Origin of the sequence: Sulfitobacter sp. W027 (assembly GCF_025143985.1) — a bacterium.
Lineage (GTDB): Bacteria > Pseudomonadota > Alphaproteobacteria > Rhodobacterales > Rhodobacteraceae > Sulfitobacter.
Window position 1 is genome coordinate 156,775 of record NZ_CP083565.1, and the last position, 22,228, is coordinate 179,002.

Genomic DNA, 22,228 nt, shown 5'->3' on the forward strand with positions numbered 1-22,228 from the left:
AGGTCCCTTTGGAATCCGCTCTGTTCCACTCTTGTAGGGAACTGGATGGAACTCTATGTGGGTATGAACCTGAAGGAACCAAGAGCCTATGCAATATTCTTACGAACTGAGGCCGCATGGGCATTGATCTGATCTACATTGCAACTGGCCTCATTCTGCTCTTCGCCGGGGGCGAAGGTCTTGTGCGCGGCAGTGTCGCGATTGCAGAACGAGCAGGGCTCTCCAAAATGGTGATCGGGCTGACCATCGTCGGGTTTGGTACCTCCGCGCCGGAGTTGCTGGTCTCCTTGAAGGCCGCATTCAGCGGAGCCCCTGAGATTGCTCTAGGCAATGTGGTCGGAAGCAATATCGCCAATATCCTACTTATCATCGGGGCTGGGGCCTTGATCATGCCGATCGCCGGTTGGGATAGGTCTGCTGTACGGGAAGCGATGGTAGCGGCCTTGGTCGCTTTTGCGCTGTTTGGTCTGCTCAAAGGAGCGTTTCTAAACCGCCTCGAGGGCGCACTCTTACTCGCTGTTCTAGCTGTCTACCTCGGTGCGACGTTCTGGATGGAAAAACGCAGCCGTGACTCCCAGATGTTCGAGCATGAGGCCGAAAACTTCGAAGGCTCTGGCGTTTCCAGAACGAGCGTTGCCACCGTCTTTGTTCTAGGCGGCATCATAGCGCTCGTGGCGGGTGCTAATCTGCTGGTGTCCGGGGCCGGGTCCATCGCGAAAACGTTCGGGGTTTCCGATGCTGTGATTGGCCTGTCCCTTGTAGCCATCGGCACCTCTCTGCCCGAGCTTGCCACATCTATTTCTGCGGCCCTCAAAAAGCAGTCTGACGTGGTCATCGGCAATGTGATTGGAAGCAATATTTTCAACGTCTTGGCGATTCTCGGGATCACATCCGCTATCGTGCCGATTGAAGTGAGTGAACGGTTCCAAGGGTTTGATATGGTGTTCATGCTGCTACTGTCCTGCGGCCTGGCTGTGATCTTGTTTGCAGCCAAGCGCATTGGTCGAGTAGCAGGCTTCCTGTTCATAGCGGGTTATGCAGTTTACATTGGATACCTGTTCCAAAGCGGCGCGATCAGCTAGCCTTCCTGAATATTCCCGGCCGAGGTCGCATGAAGATGTAGCTCAAGCCAGACCGATTAGATGGCCGCTCAATCGCATTCGGTGCTCACCATGGTCTCATTCGGCACCTGCGTGTTGCAGTAGATCCCAGCGTCAAGGTCGGTGTCGATCAGGATAGCATCTTCGAAGACGGCTGCTTTGAGAACCGCGTTCTCGAATGATACGTTGATTAGCTTGGCACCGGAAAAACTGGCGCCCGTCAAATCGGCAGAGGCAAACGAAACATTCTCGAGGGTTGCCTGGTCAAACAGCGAAAGGTTGAGACCTGCTTCCGAGAAGTCCACGTCCCTTAATTGAGCTTCGGTCAGGTCTATCCCGGTCAACTTCCGACCTGTGAGGTCCATCTGCTCGAAGGTACAACCGGAACATCTGCCGAGCATGCGCAATTGCTTCTCCTGCTCCGGTTCCTGCCCGATCGCGGAAGTGCCAAAGAGAGAAGCGACAGTCAGAAGCACGCCAAGGCAGCTCGTCGGAAACGCATGATTTTTCAAGAAGTACCACCTAAGCCTATCAGGCCTTTCAAAAGTCAAAAAGCTCGCTCAAAAAGCCTTCGCGACGCTTCTTTTTATAAGGCTTGCCGTGGTCACGATCTTGTCCCGAACTGCGCAGGGAGGCGACCTCACGGGGGGCAAGTTGGGGATCCGACCGTTCAATGATCTTGTCCAGCTCGCCTCGGTCTAGCCAAACCCCACGACACTGGGGGCAGTAGTCAATTTCTACACCGGAGCGATCTGTCATCACCAGTTGGGTTCCATCGATCGGACATTGCATCGGTTAAGCCTCCTTCATTCCTGAAGTTAATTGGGCACCCGCGATGCAAACTGCAACCACTTCAAATTTATTCTCGCCAGAATCGCTGTGCGTTTGATCGGCTGGAACGGAGCCAGGCGGCGTCAGCACCGTCAAGATTTTTTGCAAACCCGGGAAGATAAGGACGAACCCATGCAGTGGTAGACGTTCGACGGTTGTCAACAGCATGATTTCCAAGTGCAATCTAGATCGCGTTTGGTCTAGGGGGATATTGCTCTGAAGCATGGAAAAGCTCAGATGAAGCGGCGCTTTCCAAACATGTTATGACAGTCTCCGGCAGATAGGGCTTCGCAATAAAAGTCCCCCCAGGCGGCAAACTTTTTGATGTCACATTTGAGGCTCCAGATGCGACAATGATCGCAATGCGGGGCCATCTGCGGTGCACGATCTTCGCCAGCTCTAAGCCGTTTATTGATCCGGGCATTCCGATAGACGTCAGCATGATTCGGATATCAGTATCGGCCGAGAGAATCGCCAATGCTTCGACCGCATGTCCAACGGCGCGGCCAGAAAGTCCTGCATCTTCCACAAGGTCCATGGCCGCAAAGCGCAGAAATGGATCACCCTCTACGACGAGAACATCATGCATCATGAACTAACATCTGGAAAAGATCCTAATGGTTGTGGGGCATTACAATCATGCTCACCCATTCCTCTACTCCGCAAGCTTTCCCTGCCTCCCCCTGAGTCCTAAGGGCCATTTTTTGCCAAACATTTAACAAAGTTGAAGGTGCACCTCCTCCTTATTTTCCTGACTGGCCATTGCTATGTAGTCAGAGATTGGTCCGCAATGGACGTTGCATTTACGGTTTCTAGAGCAGAGTGGCATATGGAAAAAAATAATCCCAGCACTCCGACTGACAAGCGTTTGGCAGGGCAGCCTTCACGTCGAGATGATAAGTTCAATGTAACTGAATGCGGTCTAGAAGTAGAGACGATCGAAACCGCATTGGCCGCCGCGAATATTGCCGTGTTTCAGCTCGATCTGGTTTCTGACACCTCAAATGTTTCAGGAGCGTGGCGTGAACTGATGGATGTTAGTCTGTCCGAGGATGTCGACTTTCAAACTGAATGGCGGGGGAGGATACATCCTGAAGATGAAGTGGTCATCGAACGCGCACTGGCTGATTATGTAGAAAGCAGAACTCCACGCGTCATGATGGAATATCGGCTACGTTCACGCGATGGACGGGAGTGGCTCTGGATGCGAACAGATGCTGAGGCAACTCAGTGGGATGAGCAGGGGAATGCCCTCAACCTAGTCGGGACGCAACGAGACATTACAGACCGGAAACGTGCTGAGCTAGCGCTGCGCAGTAGTGAAGCGAAGTTCAGATCCCTGATGAAAAATGCGCCCATCGGGACCGCCCTCATTTCTTTGGAAGGGAAGTGGTTGGCGGCGAATGCTGCGATGACTACTTTTCTCGGGTATACTGAAAGTGAGCTGGAGAACACAGATTTCCAAACCGTAACACATGAAGATGATCTGGCGGACAGCCTGATGAATGCGCAAAAGCTCCTAAAGGGTGAGGTTGACGCATTCGAAATGGAAAAAAGATATGTTCGACCTGATGGAGAGGTGGTGTGGGGCCATCTCAGCGTTGTTTTGGTACGCAGCGACGAAGGCCACCCCTTACATTACATCACACAGGTTCTAGATATTACTGAAAAACGTAGGTTGGATTTTCTCAGGAACGAGTTCATGTCCATCATCGCGCATGAATTACGCACGCCCGTGACGGCAGTCGTAGGGGCGCTGGATATGCTCGACGTCGTTTGTCCTAATGGCCCAACGGAAAAAGTGCAGCAACTTGTAAAAATTGCCAAACGCGGCGGGGACCGGTTACGCACAGCGTTGGAAGATCTGCTCGATTTCGAACAGGTGTCAGGCGGAACGTTATCCCTAAACTTGACTGAGACAAATATTATCGAAATTTTAGGAGAGGCGCTGCTGAAGAGCCAACCCGTCATGGATCAACATAAGGTTTCAGCCCGCATGATCTTACAGGAAAGCGAAATTCCCTGGCAATGCGATCCGGCTCTGTTGGATAGAGCGCTGAGGCACCTGCTCTCAAATGCTGCCAAATTTTCTCCTGATAATAGTGAGGTCTGCGTTATCGTGACGAGGGATTTCCGTCAGCTGAATATCCGCGTAAAGGATTCAGGCCCCGGCATTCCCGATAATCTTCACGAAAAGATATTTCAGCCTTTCTGGCAGCAAGACCTATCTGACACCAGGGACAAGCAGGGTATCGGCCTCGGGCTGACCATTTCCCGCCAGGCGATCCGAAAAATGGGCGGTGAGCTATCAATCGAGCCCTGTGATGGGGCTGGAGCTGAGTTTCTTATCACGCTCCCCGCCCGCCCCCTGTAAGGAATTTACGTCATCTAGGACGGCGCCAAGGCCACCATCTAAGTAGATGGCCTTGCTCGTTGAAGCTAATACCGAGCATTGGCGTAATACTCCCCTTTCGAACCAAGCCAAGGCAGCTGGTGCTATGCCGCTCAGACGACTTGGAGTTTCTTTGTAGCTGTGATTGCCTCTAACATGCCTTTCTGTCGATCCGGTCCGGTCGTAAAATCGTCAGATTTACATGCAGCAATGTGCAGGCAGAATGATCCGAAAGGAGGTTCACCATGAAAGTTCTTGCCGTTGATGACGACCCCATCATTTTGGAGATGATTGAGGCCACCTTCAGGCGATCTAGGTCCCCAAAGGTTAGGCTCACGGTTTTGTCTTCCGGCCCAGCTGCCCTAAAACTGCTGGCCGATCCAAACCAACATTTCGACTGCATCTTGCTTGACATCCAGATGCCTCAGATGGATGGCATCACCTTGTGCAGCCATATCAGAGCGCTAAAGAGCTATCGCGATACCCCGGTGGTCATGCTTACCCAGAGGACCGAGACGGCTTCAATCGAGCGCGCATTTATGGCGGGTGCAACAGACTATGTCACCAAACCTTTTGACCCGAAAGTTCTCCGCGCCAGGCTGCGTGTGGCGGAACGTATGATGGAGAGCGCGGCCCTAGCTCCTCGCTTGAGCCTCTCTAAACTGCATGGGAAGGGTCGCCCGGGGCAACATGACTTTGCATTAGAAGACCCTTTACACATCGAAGATGTCCATCAACTGGTTTTGCCGTTCCCGCTAGGGAATTATCTATCGCAGCTTGCCCGGAACGACTTGGGCGATTGCCAGGTTTTCGCAGCGACAATTGAGGATGCGGAAAGACTCTATACTCAGGGTAGCACCCGTGAATTTGCCGTCGCGGTCGCCGCCACCGTCGCGGCAATCGCAAAGATTGTGGACCACCCTCAATTGCTGATGGCTCATAACGGCAATGGCACCTTGCTATGCGTCGCCTCGGGCGTCCAATTGCCGAATTGGCCTGAGATTGAGGATATGATCCAGGAAGAAATTGATACCTCGGGATTACACCATGACAACGGCGTTAGGATGGATTTATCTTTATCTGTTGGCAGCCCGGTTCACCCGAACGCCAGTCAATCTCAGAGAGTAAGGCGAACGTTTTCGCGCGCGATTCAACGCGTGGTGAGGCGCCAGAAAGTTCTTTCTGATACACCGCCCCCCGACATCCTACCTGTCTCGGCGGCCCATTGAATGAAGATCCTCTTAGTAGATGATGACCCGCTTATCCTTGAACTCGTGCCGTGTTGATTGCACGTCCCGCAGATCCTGAAGCGCCCCACTCAAGCGCAAGCTTTCCGCTGGTCGAAATAGAAAATAGGCCTGTCACAATCACTTTACCTCAGCGGCACCGTTCCTGAGTTGGCTGATGAAACTGCAGAGAAAGGCTCGCCCGAATATTTCGGGGATACGGCCACTCAGACTGCCAGCGTTCTTGCATCAATCGAAAAGAAGCTCGCCTCGATTGACCTCGACATGGGTGACGCCGTGAAAATGCAGACCTATCTTGTCGCGCCCGAGGGCAGTGACGGGATGGATTTTCAGGGTTTCATGGAGGGTTACACCCAATACTCTGGCACCGAGGACCAACCCGAACTGCCAACGCGGTCGGTCTTCGCCGTCGCAGGATTGGCGAACCCTGCTTGGTTGGTTGAAGTTGTGGCAGTCCGCTCTGTCCTGAATGTCGAAGCGGTGGCCCAAGAAGGGCCACCGCTTTTTTCTTTCAGCCTTCGGTACGATACCAGTCGGCAACGTTCCACAGGTCGCTGTCCCAAGCGTTCAGCTTCACACCACCAAGCGTGTTGCCCTGCGCCGCTACCGCTGCGCGGTTGATCAACGGCAGCATGGATTTGCTTTCGGTGGTGATAATGTCGTTCAAACGTTTAACCAGACGCGCCCGCTCTTCGATCTTGCTTGTGCGAGAAAGTTCATCCAGCAGGGAGTCATATTCCTCATCGCAAAAGCGGTTGATGTTCTCTCCCTGCCATTGGGTTGAGGGCTTTGGCTCATTCCCACAACGGCGCTGCGCAAGATAAGCTTGCGGGTCGGTGCCGTCATAGAGGTTCGCATACATCTCAACGTCGGCATAGAACTTGGGGAATGTGTCGGGGCTGCCTGGATCGCCGCCGAAAAAGACCGACGCGTCGATGTTGCGCAGCTCAACCTCAATACCGATCTGGTTCCACCAGTCTTTGATAAGCGCCTGGAAGTCTTGACGAACGGCGTTGGTAGAGGTCTGAAACACGATCAACAGACGCATACCGTCTTTCTCGCGTACGCCGTCCCCGTCTTCATCCTGCCAGCCTGCTTCATCCAAAAGTGCTTTCGCAGCTTCCAAATCCTGCGTCATACATTCTGTGTTGTCAGAGCTATAAATCGGAGGAGCGGGGACCAGATTGCAGGTTGGCCGACCTGCCTGACCGTAGCCGATTTCGTTGAGCAATTCGCGGTCGATTGCCATGCTCATGGCCTGCCGAACGCGTCTGTCTGTCAGGAACGGATGTGGCTCCTCAACAGTTGCACGCGTCTCGGGCGGGAGATCAGGCGAAGGATTTGTCATGTTAATTTCGATCCGCTCGACAAGGGGACCGAACTCAAAAATAGGCTTTCCTGTACCGCCCTCTGCGATTGTTTCCAGCACGTCAGGTGCCATCAACAAATCCCACGCGTAATCAAACTCACCGGTTTCCATTACGGCGCGCGCGGCTGAAACGGCGTCTCCACCGCCTTTAAAGTTCAGCTTGGCAAAGGCGGGCTTGCCTGCATCGCGATAATTGTCGTTGGCAACAAGCTGTATAGAGTCATTTGGCCGAAAGTCCGTGACCACAAACGGGCCGCTGCCAATCGGATTGAAGTTTTCCTCGGTACAGCCCGGCGCACGCGCACCGGTGCATTCAGCGAACTGTGCAGCCTGAAGAATGGGTGAGGCCGCCCCGACGAAAGGCAGATACGGGTAAGGTTTCGGCTCATCGAAATGGATTGTTATCGTGCGATCATCTATGACTTCGACATTTTTGACGTCATTGAACTTTGACAGTTGGGCGCAACCGCCTTCGGGGTTCATGCAGTAATCTGCCGTGAATTTTACATCCTTGGCTGTCACTGGCGTGCCATCTGACCAAGTCACCCCCTCTTTCAGTTTCCAAGTAATGGCCGTTAAGTCTTCGGTCATGCCGCCGTTCTCGACCGTTGGGATTTCGACCGCCAGCTTCGGGACAAGCTCGCCTTTCTCATCGGCGTTGGCCAAAGGCTCAAGCACCATGCTGGAAGCATCGCGCTCTTTCACACCGCCAGATAGATAGGGGTTCAAGATTGAGGGCGCTTGCCAATAGATAATGTTGAGTTGGTCATCGCGACCGCGCTCGACCTCTTGGGCAAACGCCATTGATGACAGCAAGGTCATCGAGGTTGCTCCGAGTAAATGTGCTATTAAACGCATGGTTTATCCTCTGGCCTGTTAGTGTTTGATGTGGGTGATTACTTAACCAATCAAACAGATTCTTATCATTTTGCAAGGCTGTGACTTGCGCTATCGGACACGCAAGCATGTTCCGGATAGCCGCCCGCCATTACTGAGATGAAGGCCGAGAGATATTCTCGGGATCGGAACGAAGTCTAAGAGCCATGGGCACCGAGGGTTCTACTCTAAATTGAGAACCGTCTTGGTCGTGTGACGTCTGTCCAAGAGACGGAGTAACTGAGTGATTAAGACTTCAGTCAAAGAAACGATTTTGATGAACCGGGTCATGATCACAGACAAGCTAGGCCGGTATAGAGCCGATCGGGGAATTTGAATCAGATGTCGGTCAGCATGCGCGCATGGAATTGAATAACCGGTTTGAGAATTCAACTGGTTTGGGGTGTCCCTCTCGGGTCTGTGCGGCAGCGTAGACTTCAGAAAAAGTTGCGACGACCCACCTAGGGTATAAAGGGGAAAGGGCCGCCGCAGTTATTCCGGGCTACAGGGAGGAAGCACCGGGGGTGAATAAGCCACAATTGCCATCCACAAATCGCATATACGTGTGCTTTGGAAAAAAGCAAAGACGGTGGGAGATTTCCACCGGTACTCTCAACTTGGAGCGCTTTGAGCTATGCGAAGAAAGGCGACGACCCTCCAAGTGCCAGGGAATGGAAGGAGAGCCGCCGAAGTTTACCGCGGCCCATGGAAGTTCAAGCCGAGGTAGAATAGAGCGTCACCTGACCCCCTGAGCTTGCTTTAGTCGAAAATCTTCACAAGACAAACGGTTTGTCCCAAAATAATCGCCTGTCAATCTTTTCGCTTTATATGGTAGAGCCGGATTTTCCAACTATGCCCGATCCGGTAGATCGCGCAATTGCCAGACCCGAGTGGTGCGCTGTCCGCCAGGCGTTATTCGACGCGGTATCCACCACAGGTCAAACGCGGCTTCGCTGATCTAAATCGTCAGATCATCGCGCTGTCCCAGACATACGTTGCACTCAGACCAGTCGGGCAGACGATGCTTTTGCTTCGTGGATCTTATCACGATGATCAGTGTTCAAATCTTGAAGGGAACAGACCACTTGGATATCTGCGGAGAGGCGATCCGTGCAACAAGGTCCAGACTTAGCAAGTTAATGTGACAAGACCGGGCGAAGAATAACCTCTCAAAATTGGCCTGTTTGAGACCCAAGTTGGATGCAACCTGCCATATTGTCAAAGCTCCACCGGCCGGCCCGCGCTCTTCGCGAAGGCATCGAAAAGGTCGCCTTGCCCCATTTGGCCACCCTTCAACATGACCCGCATTCGGTCACGCTCTGACGATCTATGTCTGGCCACACACACACATGCCCCCACTCCGAAACTGCGTTCGAAATCCAAAACGCGAAAGCCCAATCTTGCGGCAATACGGCTTGAGGTGTCGCCGCCAGCGAGGCCCAAATACCCGACATTGACTTGATCAAGCACGGTTTCGACAAACCAGCTCGATGCGTCTGCAAGTCTGCTAGGATTCATGCCGTAGTCTGCCTCCGGGTCCAAATGAACCAGCACTCGCTGCCCGGCTTGAAGCCGTTGCACTGCGCTACCTATCAACGCGTCTGAGCGCATCGCCTCAGGTGTCAGAGCGAGCTTTTTAAAAAGCCGCGCATTGCGAACCTGCTCGGATGTGTTCGCTGACCGGCTGCCTGCAAACACTAGAACACCCATCGATTCGGGCGGTGCCACCTGTGCGGGCATCTGGGCCTTGTCCGCAACCATTGTCAGAATTTCAGCGACTGAGCTTGCCCCGATCAACAACTGCCGCCCCCCGGCAAGGGTAAGGGCCTGCGCAATCATGGCCTGGTCCTGAAGGTTCACAACGTCCAACAATACCGGTCCGTGCCTCATCCGTTGCGCAATCGAGCTCGTGTCTGCTAATGAGGTGAATGGCACAGGGTCAAGGCTGCCAAGCCCCTGCGCGCCCAAATGACGGGTTAGATCGGCTTCGGTCATCGGTGTGACGGGGTGTTGCCCCATAACGGGATGTCTGTCGATGCGGTGAGGTTTTGCATCTGGGCCTTTTGCGAACAAGTTGCCGAAGACACAGTAGCGCCCCAGACTGGGCTGCCCGCCAATCACAGCGATTACGTCTGGTTTGAAGCGTTCGATCAACTCCACCACGACCGCGCCGATCGAACCTGTCGAAGGGCTGGAGTCAAAGGTCGAACAGACTTTGAAATGTAGAACTCGCGGATTAGCATCTTCGATGCGCGGCCAAAGGTTTGCGATATCGGCGAGCGCCCTTTCTGGTCCGACCGATCGCAAATCAGTGGGCAGTCCCAGAGCCATGAGCCCCTCGCTCGCATAACCTGCGTTGAGAACCAAGCGGGCGGGCCAGCCCCTAGAGGAATAGGTGGCCAGGCTATCGGACGCGCCCGTAAAGTCATCGCCGAGAAAAACAACCTCGATCATGCCACTATGGCCCGAAGAACCGCAACGCCTCTGCCAGTGCTGGGCGCGTTAGTGCCGCCTGGTCCAGAGGGTTACCTGCGCGGATAGCATCATAGGCTTCCCGCAGCGATCTGATCCCCGCGTCTGGCCCATCGGGATGCGCCAGAATACCGCCGCCGCACATGAACATGAAATCGGGCAGCTCTGCCGCCTCAAGGGTGTGGGGCAAGGTGCCCGCCCATTGACCGGATGAAAATGCTGGCATTACGCGATCATCTACCCCGCTCGCGCTGAGCGGTTGAAGACAGGCGCGCGCAGCCTCAGTCACCTCGTCCGCAAAATCAACGAACTTGCCACCAATTCCGTGCACATGCATGTGGTCGATCCCCGCGAGACGGTAGAGCGCGCCGTAAGCCGGAAAACTCATCCCCAAGAGCGGATGGCGGCTCATCGCGCCAAACCCGTTGCGGTGCGCATGGATCGCCAGCGGCGTATGCGCGCGCAGCGTCTCCATTCCCGACAGGCCACACCAGTTCAGGCTCGCCATGACACAACTGCCCTCCTCGGCCGCCACCAAATCGGCGTGGCGACGCATTGCGTCGGTCTCATCCGTGATGTTGAACGCCATCATCACGCGCCGACCGGTGCGGTCCTGCCATTTGCGGATCACCGCCATTACGGCAGGCACACGCTCAGCCAGCGGAGCGATATCGGGATTGGCACAGACTTCGTCGTCCTTGATGAAATCGACACCGGCGGCGCACAGCTGATCGACAAGCGCTGCGATCTCCTCGGGACGCATGCCGACATTGGGTTTGATGATGGTGCCAAAGATCGGACCATCGGGCACGCCAAGACTGTCGCGCGTGCCCTTGATCCCGACCGCAGGCAGGGCATAGCGGGCGCGATAGGCCGCAGGGATCTCCAGCGACAGCAACTTCAGGCCGGTAATCTCGCCGATGTCATAGAGATTGCCCGATACCGTGGCCGCCAGCGTTGGCAAATTGCGTCCAATATTGCTGGTGGGATAGGCAATGCGCACCCGCGCGCGGCGGAACGGGCCCGACACATCCTTGCGCTCCACATAGGCGGAGGCCAGCGCAGGTTGTTCCACACTGTCTTCGGGCACGATGGATAAGACCCGCGCCGCTGCGCGCGCCCGCAACTCATCGGTTTCACCGGCAACACGCACGAAGGTGCCGCTTGATTGTTCGCCCGCCATCATGGCGGCCACATCCTCCAGCGGAAACGGCGTTTCCAGCAGATATTCGGCGATCACGCGGTCCATGAAACCCTCACCTCGCGGAAAGATCGGGGAACGGGCGCACCGGATCCGAGCCATCCCAATCCACCGACGACGCACGGATCAGATCGAACATCTTGCCTTTGGGCCCCAAGACCTCGGAAAGCTCGATACAGCTGCCGGGATGGTTCTGTTCGGCGAAGTAAACGAACCGCCCGTTCTTGCCCACGCAACCGCTCATCTTCACTGTGAAACCCCGGTTTAGCATCCTGTCCAAATCGGCGTCGAAATTCTTGGTCCAGAATGCAATATGTTGCAAACCCCGCAGACCTTTCTCGCGGAAATCACGATACATGGACGGCACGTCGTTGCGGATCTGAATCAGTTCCACTTGCATTTCGCCTGAGTTTGCCAGCGCCACGGAGTTGTGTGGCCCGTAACTCCTGCCGTCATAGGTGTATTCCTCGATCGGCACGCGCGGGTTGTAGAACCATGGGCCAACTCCCATGACCTCGGACCAATGCTTCATACCGGCTTCGATATCATCAACAACATAGCCAAGCTGCCGGATCGGCCCCAGAAGGTTGCTCATTTCAGACCTCAATTCATTAAGAGTTCGGGCAGCCAGGTCGACAGGGCCGGAACGGCCGAGACCACAAGCAGCGAAAGAAGAAGCGGGATGAAAAACGGCATCACCCCGGCGATGACACGCCCGATGGGCATGCGTGTTATGATGGTAATCATGTAAAGGCTCATGCCGACGGGTGGCGTCAGAAGTCCGATCATCAAATTCAGCACAAACACGATACCGAGTTGCAGAGGATCGACCCCCGCCGCGGTCAATGCCGGGGCGATGATGGGCGCAATGATCAGGATCGCAGCAATGCTTTCCAGCACCATGCCCACCACCAAAAGCAGAATGTTGACCAACAGCAAGAGAACCAGCGGATTGTCCGACAGGCCCAGCAATAAGCCCGAAACCTTCATCGGCACCTGATCCAGTGTAAGAACCCATGCAAACAGCGCGGCTGTAGCCACGACGAACAGAATGTTCGCCGTCGACTCGGCGGTGTCGCGCAGCGCACCAACAATGCCACTCATTGACAGCGAACGGTAAATGAAAATCCCGATCAGCATGGCATAGGCCACGGTCACACCCGCCACCTCGGTCGGCCCGAAGTAGCCGCTGACCAACCCACCGATCAATAGCACCGGCGCCATTAGCGCAGGAAAGGAGATCAACGCCTTCTTCGCTAAAGCACGGGGATGCACCCGCACTTCGTCGCGCGGCAATCCTGTTACCCGGGCGATGATGGCGACTTGGATCATCAGCAATGCAGTCAGCAGCAATGCTGGGATGACCCCCGCAATCAGCAGCTTCACCGCAGAGACGTTGGCTACTGAAGCGTAGATGATAATCGGGATCGAAGGCGGAAAGATCGGACCAATGGTGGCGGCCGCGACGGTCAGCCCGGCTGCAAATTCTTCGCGGTAGCCTTGGGCCTTCATCTGGTTGATTTGGATAGCGCCAAGCGCGCCGATGTCGGCCAGAGCGGCCCCCGAGATGCCGGAAAAGATCAGTGACACAAAGATGCTAACCTGTGCTACCGCACCGCGAATGCGGCCAAACATCATCCTTACCAATTCGAACAGATGGGCGGTCACGCCGGTTGCATTCAACAGGCTGGCCGCAAAGATGAATAGCGGCACCGCCAACAAGGGGGAACTGTCCAGTGCGTTCAAACTGCGCTGCGCGACGACCGATACCGGTAATTCGTGTGTGACAATCACGATCGCCGACGACAGGCCAAGACACACGGCAATTGGCGCGCCGAGGATGAGCAACATAACAAAAATAGAAATGAGGATCAGGCTCATAGGGGCAAACCATCTACATCCCGCGCATCGCGGTAGGGCGCTGTCGGGTCTCGCTTTCGAAAAGCATCGACGACCCGTAGCCCCGCAATTACCGCCAGCAGCAAGCACCCGGCAAGCGCAAGACTGTAGTAAACCCAGTTGGGCAGCCGCATCGCAGGGGTTAAAAACTTGCCCGCACGCGGTAGGAACTCGGCAAAGCTCCAGATCATCAGCGCCGAAAAGGCCAACGTCGCCAGGTCGGCGGCCAGCACCAGCCATCGGCGGACCGCAGGCTGCATTAGGTCAGGTAGCATGGAGACCGATACCAACACCTGACGGCCTGCCAGACAGGGAACGGCAAAGAAAACGAGCCCGATGCCGCTGAACCGTGCCAGTTCGTCCGCCCACGGCAGCCCAGTGTCAAAGAAATTCCGCGCCATAACCTGCAGCACAACAAGGCTGGCGATAAGCGCCACCAAGATCATCCCTAGGACCACACCGAAACGAGCGAGCCGCGCAAGAAATGCGCGGCTCATGGTTGTGCTTTGCATCAGGAGACAGCCGCGATCTTGGCATAAAGATTGCCGTATTCCGCACCGAATCGCTCATCGACCAGCGCCTTGACTGACGAGCGGAACGCTTCCACGTCCAACCCGTCCTCGGCACCGATCACAGTCATGCCTAAGTCGCGCAGTTGCTGTGTCTCAGACTCTTCATTGTCTAGAATGGCTTTGGTCGCCTTTTCGCGGGTCTGGTTGGCAGCCTCGCGCACGGCGCCTTTGCTAGCATCGTCCAGTGCCTGCCACGCGTCTTCATTCATTACTACGACTTCGGCATTGGACATATGACCGGTGAGCATAAGGTGCGATTGCACCTCGTAAAGCTTGACGTTTAGCACCACGTTCACCGGATTTTCCTGTCCTTGCACCACTCCGGTGGCCAAGGCCGTAGGTACTTCGGACCAGTCAACAGGCACGGCAACCGCGCCCATACCCTCTACCGCGGCAGTATATATCGGAAAAGGCACGGCACGGATTTTGGTACCGGCCAGATCTTCGGGTGACATCACCGCCTTGTTGCAGGTCAGGTTCCGGCGACCAAAATAATGTGCATAAATCACCCGCACGTTGGCAGCGGCGATTAGCCCTTCGTTCAGTTCCTGCATCACGGGGCTGTCCACATCTGTCACAGCCATCAGGTGGTCGACGTCGCGGTAAAGATAAGGCGTATCAAGCGCGGCGAACGGCTGGTACAGCGACCCAAGCGCGCCGGCGGTGTTGTGCGAAAAGGCGATAGTGCCCAGAGAAACCGCCTCAGCCAGTTCCTGAAGTTTGCCAAGCTGACTGTTAGGAAACACTTGCACGTCAATGCTGCCATTTGAAGTTTGACCAAGCGCCTCGGCGAACCAATCTGCCTGAGCGCCCGCAACCGAAGACACTTCGTTATTGTGGCCGTAGCGCAGGGTGGTCGCAGCCCATGATGGACGCACTAGAAAGGGCGTGGCCAAGGCCCCTGCCCCGGCCGCAAGCAGCGTGCGACGGTTCATAAAGTCTGATTTATTCATCGGTTCCCCTCCCAGAGATCTTTTTGAGGTGTTTTGAGGCCCTCTGCTGTGCAGACAACGATAAAACGCTCGATAATCACCTTATTGACCCAAGGTAGAGACTCGGGCCACCATTCGTCAAAGAAATCGGCATGAGGGTTTTTGAGGTTTTTGCGTAATGAGGCTAACAAAGGACAACACTAAGCGTCCGCACCTTGCGAAGGTGGCGAGCCTTGCAGGCGTGTCACTGGCAACGGCGGACCGGGTGATAAATCGACGCAAGGGCGTTAAAGACCGCACTCGCATCAGGGTACTAGATGCGGCCCGCGACATCGGCTACCTAAGCGCAGAGGAAGCAAGTCGCTACAACACGGTACGGCCCCTAAATATTACCGTCCTGCTGCCTGCTGGTACGAACCCCTATCTGCGTCTATTGGGCGAACGAGCTAAAGAACGTATTGGCCAGACCAGTATTGATGCTCCTTTCCTGCGGTGTTTTTTCATCGACAGCTTCAACGCCGCCGCCCTAGTGGAGGCGTTGCATAACAACGCAGACTGGTCAGACGGGATCATCTTCTTCGCAATCGAACACCCAGAGGTGCGCGATGCCGCCGCCGAAATCGCAGCGACTGGAACGCGGTTGGTGACGATCGTGTCCGACCTCGGCAATTCTCCCCAGATCAGCCACCTGGGGCTGGACAACCGTGCAGTGGGCAGAACCGCCGGGCTGCTGATCGGACGGCTTGCTGAATCCACCATCGGCTCGGTGGCCTTGGTCGCGGGATCGCGCCACTACCGTGCACATTCCGAACGCGAGGCTGGGTTTCTAAGTCTGATTGACGAGATGTTTCCAAAACTTAAGGTCGTGGGAATGCGCGAAGGGCACGATGACGCGGCCGAAAATTATCGACATGCGCTGGATTTGTTCGAAAAGGTCCCCGACCTGATTGGGATCTACAACGTTGGCGGATCCTCCGGCGGTATCACCCGCGCCATCCGAGAAAAACGACAGACGAAACTCGTGTTCATCGGTCATGGCCTAACCCCAGACACCCGCCGCGCGATGCTTGACGGAACGATCGATGCCATCTTCGAGATGGACCCTGACATCTTGATCGACCGTGCCATTCGCTGTCTTTCGGAACCCGCAGCACGTCCTAGACCGCTCAAGCTGGACATCTATTTCCGGGAGAACCTACCTTGATCTGTAAGGCGTGCAAAAGCGCTCTGACACGTAATACCACCACCAGTTGAGGAAACGATAACGTCAGGTTGTTGACTTTAATCAGGAAAACAAACTTGTGATCATTTTACAGGCTTATTGTGAAGTGGCTGCACAAACTCTCAGGGCGCGCCAGGATATATCCAGCCTTGAAGACAAGCTATAAAATGTCGAAGAGACGCAGCTTTTCAGGCAAGTTAAAAGCTCTGGAAACGCCGCAGTCACAAAAATGATGATGCGACGGGACATACTTGTGTTTAAATCAAGCGGAGATCTGACTACTCTCAGCTGGCCCATCGACGATCATCATCGCGCAGCCTCGCGAGCAGCGCTCAACGCGGCTGTTGATACCATAGAGGCGGCGGATCATCGCGGGTGTGAGTATTTCTAGCGTCGGACCGGTGGCGAGGATCCTGCCCTCGCCCAAAGCGATGGTGGTCGTGCTGCACCGCATCACCTGATTTAGGTCATGCAAAGCGAGGATCATCACAGCTCCGCTTTCAGCGGCATAGGATTGCAACGCCTCCAATACCTCGTATTGCCGGTAAAGGTCGAGCGCGGAGGTGGGCTCGTCCATCAGGATAACCCGGGGCCGCGTCACCAGCGTCTGTGCGATCGACACGACCTGACGTTGCCCGCCGGACAGCTCCGGCAACTGCCGCTCAGCAAGTGCGGTGATGCCCAATCTGGCCAAGACGTCGTTCACGGCCGTCAACTCGGAAGCTGAAAGTCGCCAGCCGCCCCCACCCTGCTTCAGCGCGAGTATGATGGATTCGTAGACCGTCAGCGCTGCATTCACCCCCGTATCTTGAGGCATGTAGCGCAAGTCGTCCGCGGCTGCACCGCTGAGGCGCACAGTTCCTGCCCCCCGCATCTGACCTGCAATGCGCCGAAACAGCGTGGACTTACCAGCCGCATTGGCTCCCACAAGAGCGGTCAAGCTGCCTCCTGGAATTGGCGGTGTTGTTGCCTTGCTGAGGACCTCATGCCGACCATAGCGCGCACCGAGGTTTTCAAGTTGCAGCGTCACCATGCTTTACGCCCCTTGGTCAGAATAAGAGCGGCAAAGAAGGGAACGCCCACCAATGCCGTGATAATGCCAATGGGCAGGACAGCGCCGGGCAGCAAGGCCTTCGAGAGCACAGATGTGGCCGAAAGGATCAGCGCGCCAGCTAACATCGCTCCAGGCAGGAAGAACCGTTGATCTTCACCCAAGAGAAGCCGTGCCACATGTGGACCGACAATGCCGATGAAACCTATCGTGCCGACGAAGGAAACCGGCACGGCCGCCAAGAGCGATACGAGAAACAAAGACTCCAGTCTCAGCCGACGCACCGGCACACCCATTGCCGCCGCGCGCGCTTCACCCAGTCGAACGGCGGTCAGGGCCCATGCCCGGCGAGCAAAGAGCGGCACACAGAGCGCGAGGACCACCGCCGTCACCGCCACCTTGCCCCAAGTGGCTTTGGTGAGGCTGCCCATGGTCCAGAAGACCACGGCAGATAGAGCCTGCTCCGAGGCAAAATATTGCAACAACGCCAAGGCCGCGTTGAAGCTGAAGACCAATGCGATGCCTAGAAGGATAATGGTTTCGACCGTCACGCCCCGTAGAGTGGACAATCCAAAGATCAGCAAAGCGGCTGCCATCGCCATCAGAAAGGCATTGATCGGCACCATCAGGGAAATCGCCGCCGGAAAGAGTGCGACCCCCAACACCATCGCCAACGCCGCGCCAAAACTGGCTGCTGCCGAAAGGCCGAGCGTGAAGGGACTGGCCAAAGGGTTCGCGAGGATGGTCTGCATCTGCGCCCCGGCAAGCGACAGGCTTGCCCCGACCGTCACCGCGAGCATGGCCATCGGCATCCGAATGTCCCAAACGACGACCCGCATCTGCACATCCGCATCGGTTGGAGAGACGAGGGTCCGCAGCACATCTGCCACCGAATAACGCGCCGGTCCCAGTGATACGTCCACCGCGACAGAAAGTATCAGCAAACAGGCCAGCAGAGCCAGAATGAAGATACGTCGCGTCACCAGCCCGCGGTAGGCGAACGCGGGTGCCGTAGTGTCGGATGTGATACTGGTCATTGGTCTGCCTTATTCGACAAGAGGGCTGCGCTGCGCGCCCTGGTTACTTCAGTGAAACCCAATATCCAGGACGGTAGTCGACGGGCAGGAACCTCTCGTGAAGTTCCTTAAGTGTTGCCTCCGCGTCGAGGTCGGCAAACAACTCCGGGTGCAACCATGTCGCCAGCCGTTGGACGGCGACAAAGCTATAGGGCGAATTGTAAAACTGATGCCAAATCGCGTGAACCTCGCCTGCCTCGACGGCCTTAACACCGGTAAAGGCGGGACGTTCCATCAAAGCCTGCAACTTCGCACGGGCCTGCGCTTCGTCCGAGCCTGGCCCGACGCCAACCCATGCGCCACCGGGGACGTAGGCTTCCCAATTACCGCCGGTGACTATGATTTGATCGGGGTTGGAGGCAATCACCTGCTCCGCGTTCACCGTACCAAATGTCCCGGGGATGAACGGGGCAGCCATGTTTTCCCCACCCGCCAGTTCGACAATGCGACCGAAGTTGCCGCTGCCGAATGACATGCAGCAATCCTCGGAGTAGCCCCCTGCCCGTTCGACAAATACCAAAGGACGCTCCAGATCGTTCTGCGCATCGATCACATCTGTGACACGGGCGATCTGCTCTTGATAGAAGTCGTTGAAGTCATCGGCACGCTCTTCTTCGCCAAACAATTTACCGATGATTTCCATTGACTTTGCGGTGTGTTCAAACGGCTTTTCGCGGAAATCAACATAAACGATAGGGATGTCGACCTTGGCGAGCTTTTCCTCATAGCCTGCCTCATCGGTAGCCGCCTTGGCTTCGAGGTTCATGATCATCACGTCAGGGGTCAGGGATACGGCCTGTTCAATATCGAATGTGCCATCCTTGAAGCCGCCGAAGGTCGGAATATCAGCGATCTCGGGGAATTTTTCAGCATAGGCCTCATAGCTCTCGGGCGCGGCCTCATGGAAATCGTCCCGCCACCCCACCACGCGCTCGAATGGGTCTTCGCCGTCCAATACGGCCGCAAAGAAAATTTGGCGTCCTTCGCCGAGAATTACCCGGTCCACAGGTGTTTCAAGAGTGACTTCTCGCCCTGCAATATCCGTTATGGTGATCGGGTCTGAAAAGGCAGGAGCGGAGAAAAGACACAGCGCACCGGCGCTCAAGGTGTAGCGAAGGGACATCAGGAGACCTTTATGTTTGAACTGGCCCATCGACTATTAATTCCGACTTAAATAGTCAAGTTTTAATATTGACAAAAATTGTCGTCTTTAACATGGAAGTCATCGACCCGTCTTGGAGCAGACCTATGACCCAGCCGCTTGGCAGCAACCGTGATCTACGCGATGAGATCCGCGACTACTGGTCGGATCGTGCCGCCACTTTCGACGCCGAGCCAGGCCACAAGATTGGACAAGGTGAAGAACAAACAGCTTGGCAGGCGCTTGTCCAAAAACATCTCGGATCTGCCACGGGGCGCCGACTGCTCGATCTGGCGTCTGGAACAGGAGAGATTGCGCGCCTGTGCCACGATCTTGGTTATGCGGTAACAGGTCTCGATTGGTCCGAGCCCATGCTCGAGCGCGCCCGCGCCAAAGTTCCGGCCGCAGTTTTTATGCAGGCTGACGCGGAGCGTACCATGCTACCCGATGCAAGTTTCGATGTGCTCGTAACCCGCCACCTTGTATGGACCCTCGTCGATCCGGCTGCGGCCTTCGCAGAATGGAAGCGCGTTTTGGTTCCGGGTGGACAGCTGCTGTTGATCGATGGTGATTTCGTCACCCGTAGCTGGGTTGCGCGCACCTTGGCTCAGCTCTTTCCACGTCGGTCCCAGAACATGAATTCTCGTCATCAGGAAATTCTGTCGCAAGTTCATTTCGCCCAAGGCGCTCGGGCGGAGCAAGTTGCTTTCCTGTTGGCCGAGGCAGGCTTTACGGATATTCGCATCGATACCGATCTTAGTAAAATACATCGCGCACAAGCACGACAGCTCGGCTGGCGCAGGTCTTTGATCCGTTACAGTGAGCATCGGTATGCTATCAGCGCAAAGGTTTAAGCAGAGGGACGGACGAGCGCTTGTCTCACAGGCATTTTGAGGCACAAATTGCTCTTGCAACCAGCATGGTCCTGTTCTCTAGTAATTTCTCGTTCATGAATAATGGTGTTATCCATATGCAGGTCAGTGTCCGCGATAATAATGTCGATCAGGCTCTTCGGGTATTAAAGAAAAAGCTTCAACGTGAAGGCGTTTTCCGCGAAATGAAGCTCAAGCAGCACTTCGAAAAGCCTTCTGAGAAGAAAGTTCGCCAACAAGCCGAAGCAATCCGCCGGGCTCGCAAAGCGGCGCGCAAGCGCTTGGAGCGAGAAGGCGTGGTGTAGGTCTTCCATCGAACATCCAAGCCTGCAGCCAACCCATCGTCTTTAGGGTGGCCGATATGCTGAATTGGCCCGACTCTTCGAGTTTAACTGGTATTCCGATCTAGCTTCTGAGCCAGCAGACTTAAATGATGGTCCCGGCTCGGGTGAGGGCTCGAGCGGGTGCTGCCAACGCAGCAAAGTATTGGCGCGACGCTAGCAAAGTTGGTGCCATGTTTTTAAAGGGCTTATGTGCGAGTATCTGTCATCGCGTTTTCCAAAGCTCTAATTCGCCAAGTGCCTTGATCCGTTCTCCAAACTCGGAGCCCAGTATCTTCTTTGTCCGCCTCGTGTCAGGTCCCCGGCGTGGCGATCGCCATTATTGTAGGCCGATTTCTGCGCGTTTCCTCAACCTCTGCATCGACCAAACTATCGTAAAAGATCACATCCGCTTCCTGACATTTTTCGACCGCGCGCAGGGTCGGCAAATCGCGCGCTAGGGCCAGCGCCGACCAAGATGATCTGGCCGAGATTCTCCCCGGTGGTGCAGCCGCTGGCAATGGCAGCTTTGATGTCGTGCGCGGCGTCGCGTTCAGCCCCTCACACCCATTGTCTGCGTGGGATCCCCTTGAAGACCCACGCCCAGAAGGCGCGGCGCTGTGCCCACGGGATATTGCGTGCCACGCCGGGTCTGAGCCGTCCGGCAAACGCGGCGAGGCTGCCAAGGTTGTGCGGCAAAAACCGCTCAATCTTAGTTTTGAGCTCGCGCGTGAATACAGATGCGGTGCCTTCGCTCCCGATGGCCACGACAATGGGGTCTGGTGGCCATGAACGCGTCCTCAAACACCGCTCGCAATAGCTCTGAGAGCTGCCGTGCCCGCCCGCTGTCCATCACATCAGCGATGTTAAAATACTATTCCGCTCCCAAAAGGGACTAGGAACGATGATATGAGGACATTCTGATGTCAGATAACGCTCCAGAATATCTCTATAATTCGGAAGATGACAGGACGTATAGACGCCATCGGCGATCGGAATTTCCGACATATTCGCGATTTTGGTGAAACGTTAACCGGTATTTAACGAGGTTCCTATAGGTATAACTTGCGATGATCGCAAATAACTTCGCATCGCTAAACAACTAGAATTGGAGAACAAAGTGATTTTTAAACACAAAAACAGAGCAGCAGCAGTCGCAGCCGACCTTGCCTATTCACCCGACGAAATTAACGCCGGGTTTGAATTCGCAGACCGCAAGAGCCGCAGAGTCAATCCACCCGGAAATTGGGATAGTGCCGGACGTTTTTATGCGGAAGAACGCAGCAGTTCCGTCGAAAACTGCTGCGCCCCGAGCCGAAATTTTCCATTTTCGGAGATGAAAACTGCGCGGACGGCAGCACACTGTGCAGAAATAGCGGGGGTGGAGTCTGTCACGCATGTGCGCCGCATAGCCTTGGCCCTTGAAAAGTGCATTGACGGTGTATCAGAGCCAGCTCTGCGCAAACTGCTTACCCCGGGGGTTCAGAAACGAAAAGCAAATCGTTACCCACCCGAGGAACAGCACGGCAGTCGCACAAGCCCAGATTTCACTTGAGAACCGTATTTGACTGCGCGATGCAAAGCCGGGCACCAACAGGAAGCTGTCGTGCCCGGTCACGTAGTTAAAGAACGGATAGGAAGCGTTCACGTATTTG

Annotated in this window: 22 protein-coding genes and 1 pseudogene; 8 read left to right on the forward strand and 15 right to left on the reverse strand. The window is 55.5% G+C overall.

The genetic code is table 11. The features are described from left to right. Positions 1-116 precede the first annotated feature (116 nt). Positions 117-1,082 (forward strand): calcium/sodium antiporter, encoded by a 966-nt coding sequence (locus K3759_RS17355; RefSeq protein ID WP_259985768.1) that lies wholly within the window; start codon positions 117-119, stop codon positions 1,080-1,082. Between the two features lie 68 nt (positions 1,083-1,150). Here the strand turns inward: K3759_RS17355 and K3759_RS17360 are convergent, their stop codons facing one another. The 4 genes from K3759_RS17360 to K3759_RS17375 are packed head-to-tail and all read right to left on the reverse strand — an operon-like array spanning position 1,151 to position 2,523. Next, positions 1,151-1,612, reverse strand: coding sequence for a pentapeptide repeat-containing protein (locus tag K3759_RS17360; protein WP_259985770.1), 462 nt, complete (start codon positions 1,610-1,612; stop codon positions 1,151-1,153). A gap of 28 nt (positions 1,613-1,640) precedes the next feature. Then, complete coding sequence (locus K3759_RS17365) at positions 1,641-1,892, reverse strand: zf-TFIIB domain-containing protein (RefSeq protein WP_259985772.1); 252 nt, start codon at positions 1,890-1,892, stop codon at positions 1,641-1,643. Positions 1,893-1,895: 3 nt separating this feature from the next. Beyond that, a complete protein-coding gene (locus tag K3759_RS17370; RefSeq protein WP_259985774.1) occupies positions 1,896-2,108 on the reverse strand; it encodes a hypothetical protein in 213 nt (70 codons plus the stop codon). Positions 2,109-2,115: 7 nt separating this feature from the next. Continuing rightward, the gene (locus tag K3759_RS17375; RefSeq protein ID WP_259985776.1) at positions 2,116-2,523 is read right to left on the reverse strand and encodes a response regulator; all 408 of its coding nucleotides are present in this window, start codon (positions 2,521-2,523) and stop codon (positions 2,116-2,118) included. Between the two features lie 198 nt (positions 2,524-2,721). Between K3759_RS17375 and K3759_RS17380 the strand changes: the two genes are divergently transcribed. From K3759_RS17380 to K3759_RS17390, 3 genes and pseudogenes are all read left to right on the forward strand, one after another. After that, positions 2,722-4,305 (forward strand): PAS domain S-box protein, encoded by a 1,584-nt coding sequence (locus K3759_RS17380; protein WP_259985778.1) that lies wholly within the window; start codon positions 2,722-2,724, stop codon positions 4,303-4,305. A 263-nt stretch (positions 4,306-4,568) separates the two neighbouring features. Beyond that, positions 4,569-5,552 carry a PleD family two-component system response regulator gene (locus tag K3759_RS17385; RefSeq protein WP_259985779.1) on the forward strand — a complete coding sequence of 328 codons (984 nt, stop codon included), beginning with the start codon at positions 4,569-4,571 and terminating at the stop codon, positions 5,550-5,552. Positions 5,553-5,693: 141 nt separating this feature from the next. Beyond that, a pseudogene (locus K3759_RS17390) lies at positions 5,694-6,029 on the forward strand (Rid family hydrolase); the annotation flags it as partial. Between the two features lie 52 nt (positions 6,030-6,081). Here K3759_RS17390 and K3759_RS17395 read toward each other — a convergent pair. The 7 genes from K3759_RS17395 to K3759_RS17425 form a co-directional block, all read right to left on the reverse strand. After that, the gene (locus K3759_RS17395) at positions 6,082-7,797 is read right to left on the reverse strand and encodes a peptide ABC transporter substrate-binding protein (protein ID WP_259985781.1); all 1,716 of its coding nucleotides are present in this window, start codon (positions 7,795-7,797) and stop codon (positions 6,082-6,084) included. A gap of 1,236 nt (positions 7,798-9,033) precedes the next feature. Continuing rightward, complete coding sequence (locus K3759_RS17400; protein ID WP_259985782.1) at positions 9,034-10,269, reverse strand: four-carbon acid sugar kinase family protein; 1,236 nt, start codon at positions 10,267-10,269, stop codon at positions 9,034-9,036. Between the two features lie 4 nt (positions 10,270-10,273). Then, positions 10,274-11,536 carry a ribulose-bisphosphate carboxylase large subunit family protein gene (locus K3759_RS17405; RefSeq protein WP_259985783.1) on the reverse strand — a complete coding sequence of 421 codons (1,263 nt, stop codon included), beginning with the start codon at positions 11,534-11,536 and terminating at the stop codon, positions 10,274-10,276. Between the two features lie 7 nt (positions 11,537-11,543). After that, complete coding sequence (locus K3759_RS17410) at positions 11,544-12,083, reverse strand: VOC family protein (RefSeq protein WP_259985784.1); 540 nt, start codon at positions 12,081-12,083, stop codon at positions 11,544-11,546. A gap of 8 nt (positions 12,084-12,091) precedes the next feature. Then, positions 12,092-13,369, reverse strand: a complete 1,278-nt coding sequence (locus tag K3759_RS17415) for a TRAP transporter large permease (RefSeq protein ID WP_259985785.1) — start codon at positions 13,367-13,369, stop codon at positions 12,092-12,094. Continuing rightward, positions 13,366-13,884 (reverse strand): TRAP transporter small permease, encoded by a 519-nt coding sequence (locus K3759_RS17420; protein ID WP_259985786.1) that lies wholly within the window; start codon positions 13,882-13,884, stop codon positions 13,366-13,368. The genes K3759_RS17415 and K3759_RS17420 overlap by 4 nt, the downstream gene beginning before the upstream one ends. A gap of 14 nt (positions 13,885-13,898) precedes the next feature. Beyond that, positions 13,899-14,912 (reverse strand): TRAP transporter substrate-binding protein, encoded by a 1,014-nt coding sequence (locus K3759_RS17425; RefSeq protein WP_259985787.1) that lies wholly within the window; start codon positions 14,910-14,912, stop codon positions 13,899-13,901. 157 nt (positions 14,913-15,069) lie between these two features. Here K3759_RS17425 and K3759_RS17430 point away from each other — a divergent pair, with 157 nt between their 5' ends. Beyond that, positions 15,070-16,095 carry a LacI family DNA-binding transcriptional regulator gene (locus K3759_RS17430; RefSeq protein WP_259985788.1) on the forward strand — a complete coding sequence of 342 codons (1,026 nt, stop codon included), beginning with the start codon at positions 15,070-15,072 and terminating at the stop codon, positions 16,093-16,095. Positions 16,096-16,375: 280 nt separating this feature from the next. Here K3759_RS17430 and K3759_RS17435 read toward each other — a convergent pair whose 3' ends face one another. From K3759_RS17435 to K3759_RS17445, 3 genes are read right to left on the reverse strand one after another with little or no spacing between them, the layout of a single operon-like run. Continuing rightward, on the reverse strand, positions 16,376-17,146 hold the full coding sequence (locus K3759_RS17435; protein WP_259985789.1) for an ABC transporter ATP-binding protein: 771 nt from the start codon (positions 17,144-17,146) through the stop codon (positions 16,376-16,378). Beyond that, positions 17,140-18,201 carry an iron ABC transporter permease gene (locus K3759_RS17440; protein ID WP_259985790.1) on the reverse strand — a complete coding sequence of 354 codons (1,062 nt, stop codon included), beginning with the start codon at positions 18,199-18,201 and terminating at the stop codon, positions 17,140-17,142. Before K3759_RS17440 ends, K3759_RS17435 begins: the two co-directional genes overlap by 7 nt. 43 nt (positions 18,202-18,244) lie before the next feature. After that, positions 18,245-19,363 (reverse strand): ABC transporter substrate-binding protein, encoded by a 1,119-nt coding sequence (locus K3759_RS17445; protein ID WP_259985791.1) that lies wholly within the window; start codon positions 19,361-19,363, stop codon positions 18,245-18,247. A 125-nt stretch (positions 19,364-19,488) separates the two neighbouring features. Between K3759_RS17445 and K3759_RS17450 the strand changes: the two genes are divergently transcribed. Together K3759_RS17450 and rpsU are read left to right on the forward strand one after the other, a co-directional pair. After that, the gene (locus tag K3759_RS17450) at positions 19,489-20,235 is read left to right on the forward strand and encodes a class I SAM-dependent methyltransferase (protein ID WP_259985792.1); all 747 of its coding nucleotides are present in this window, start codon (positions 19,489-19,491) and stop codon (positions 20,233-20,235) included. A gap of 116 nt (positions 20,236-20,351) precedes the next feature. Beyond that, positions 20,352-20,558, forward strand: a complete 207-nt coding sequence (gene rpsU, locus K3759_RS17455) for a 30S ribosomal protein S21 (RefSeq protein ID WP_259985942.1) — start codon at positions 20,352-20,354, stop codon at positions 20,556-20,558. Positions 20,559-21,134: 576 nt separating this feature from the next. On the opposite strand, the gene K3759_RS20310 is transcribed toward rpsU, so the two are convergent. Beyond that, the gene (locus K3759_RS20310) at positions 21,135-21,341 is read right to left on the reverse strand and encodes a hypothetical protein (protein ID WP_409202520.1); all 207 of its coding nucleotides are present in this window, start codon (positions 21,339-21,341) and stop codon (positions 21,135-21,137) included. Positions 21,342-21,693: 352 nt separating this feature from the next. Here K3759_RS20310 and K3759_RS17460 point away from each other — a divergent pair, with 352 nt between their 5' ends. Then, positions 21,694-22,128 (forward strand): hypothetical protein, encoded by a 435-nt coding sequence (locus tag K3759_RS17460; protein ID WP_259985793.1) that lies wholly within the window; start codon positions 21,694-21,696, stop codon positions 22,126-22,128. Positions 22,129-22,228: the final 100 nt, after the last annotated feature.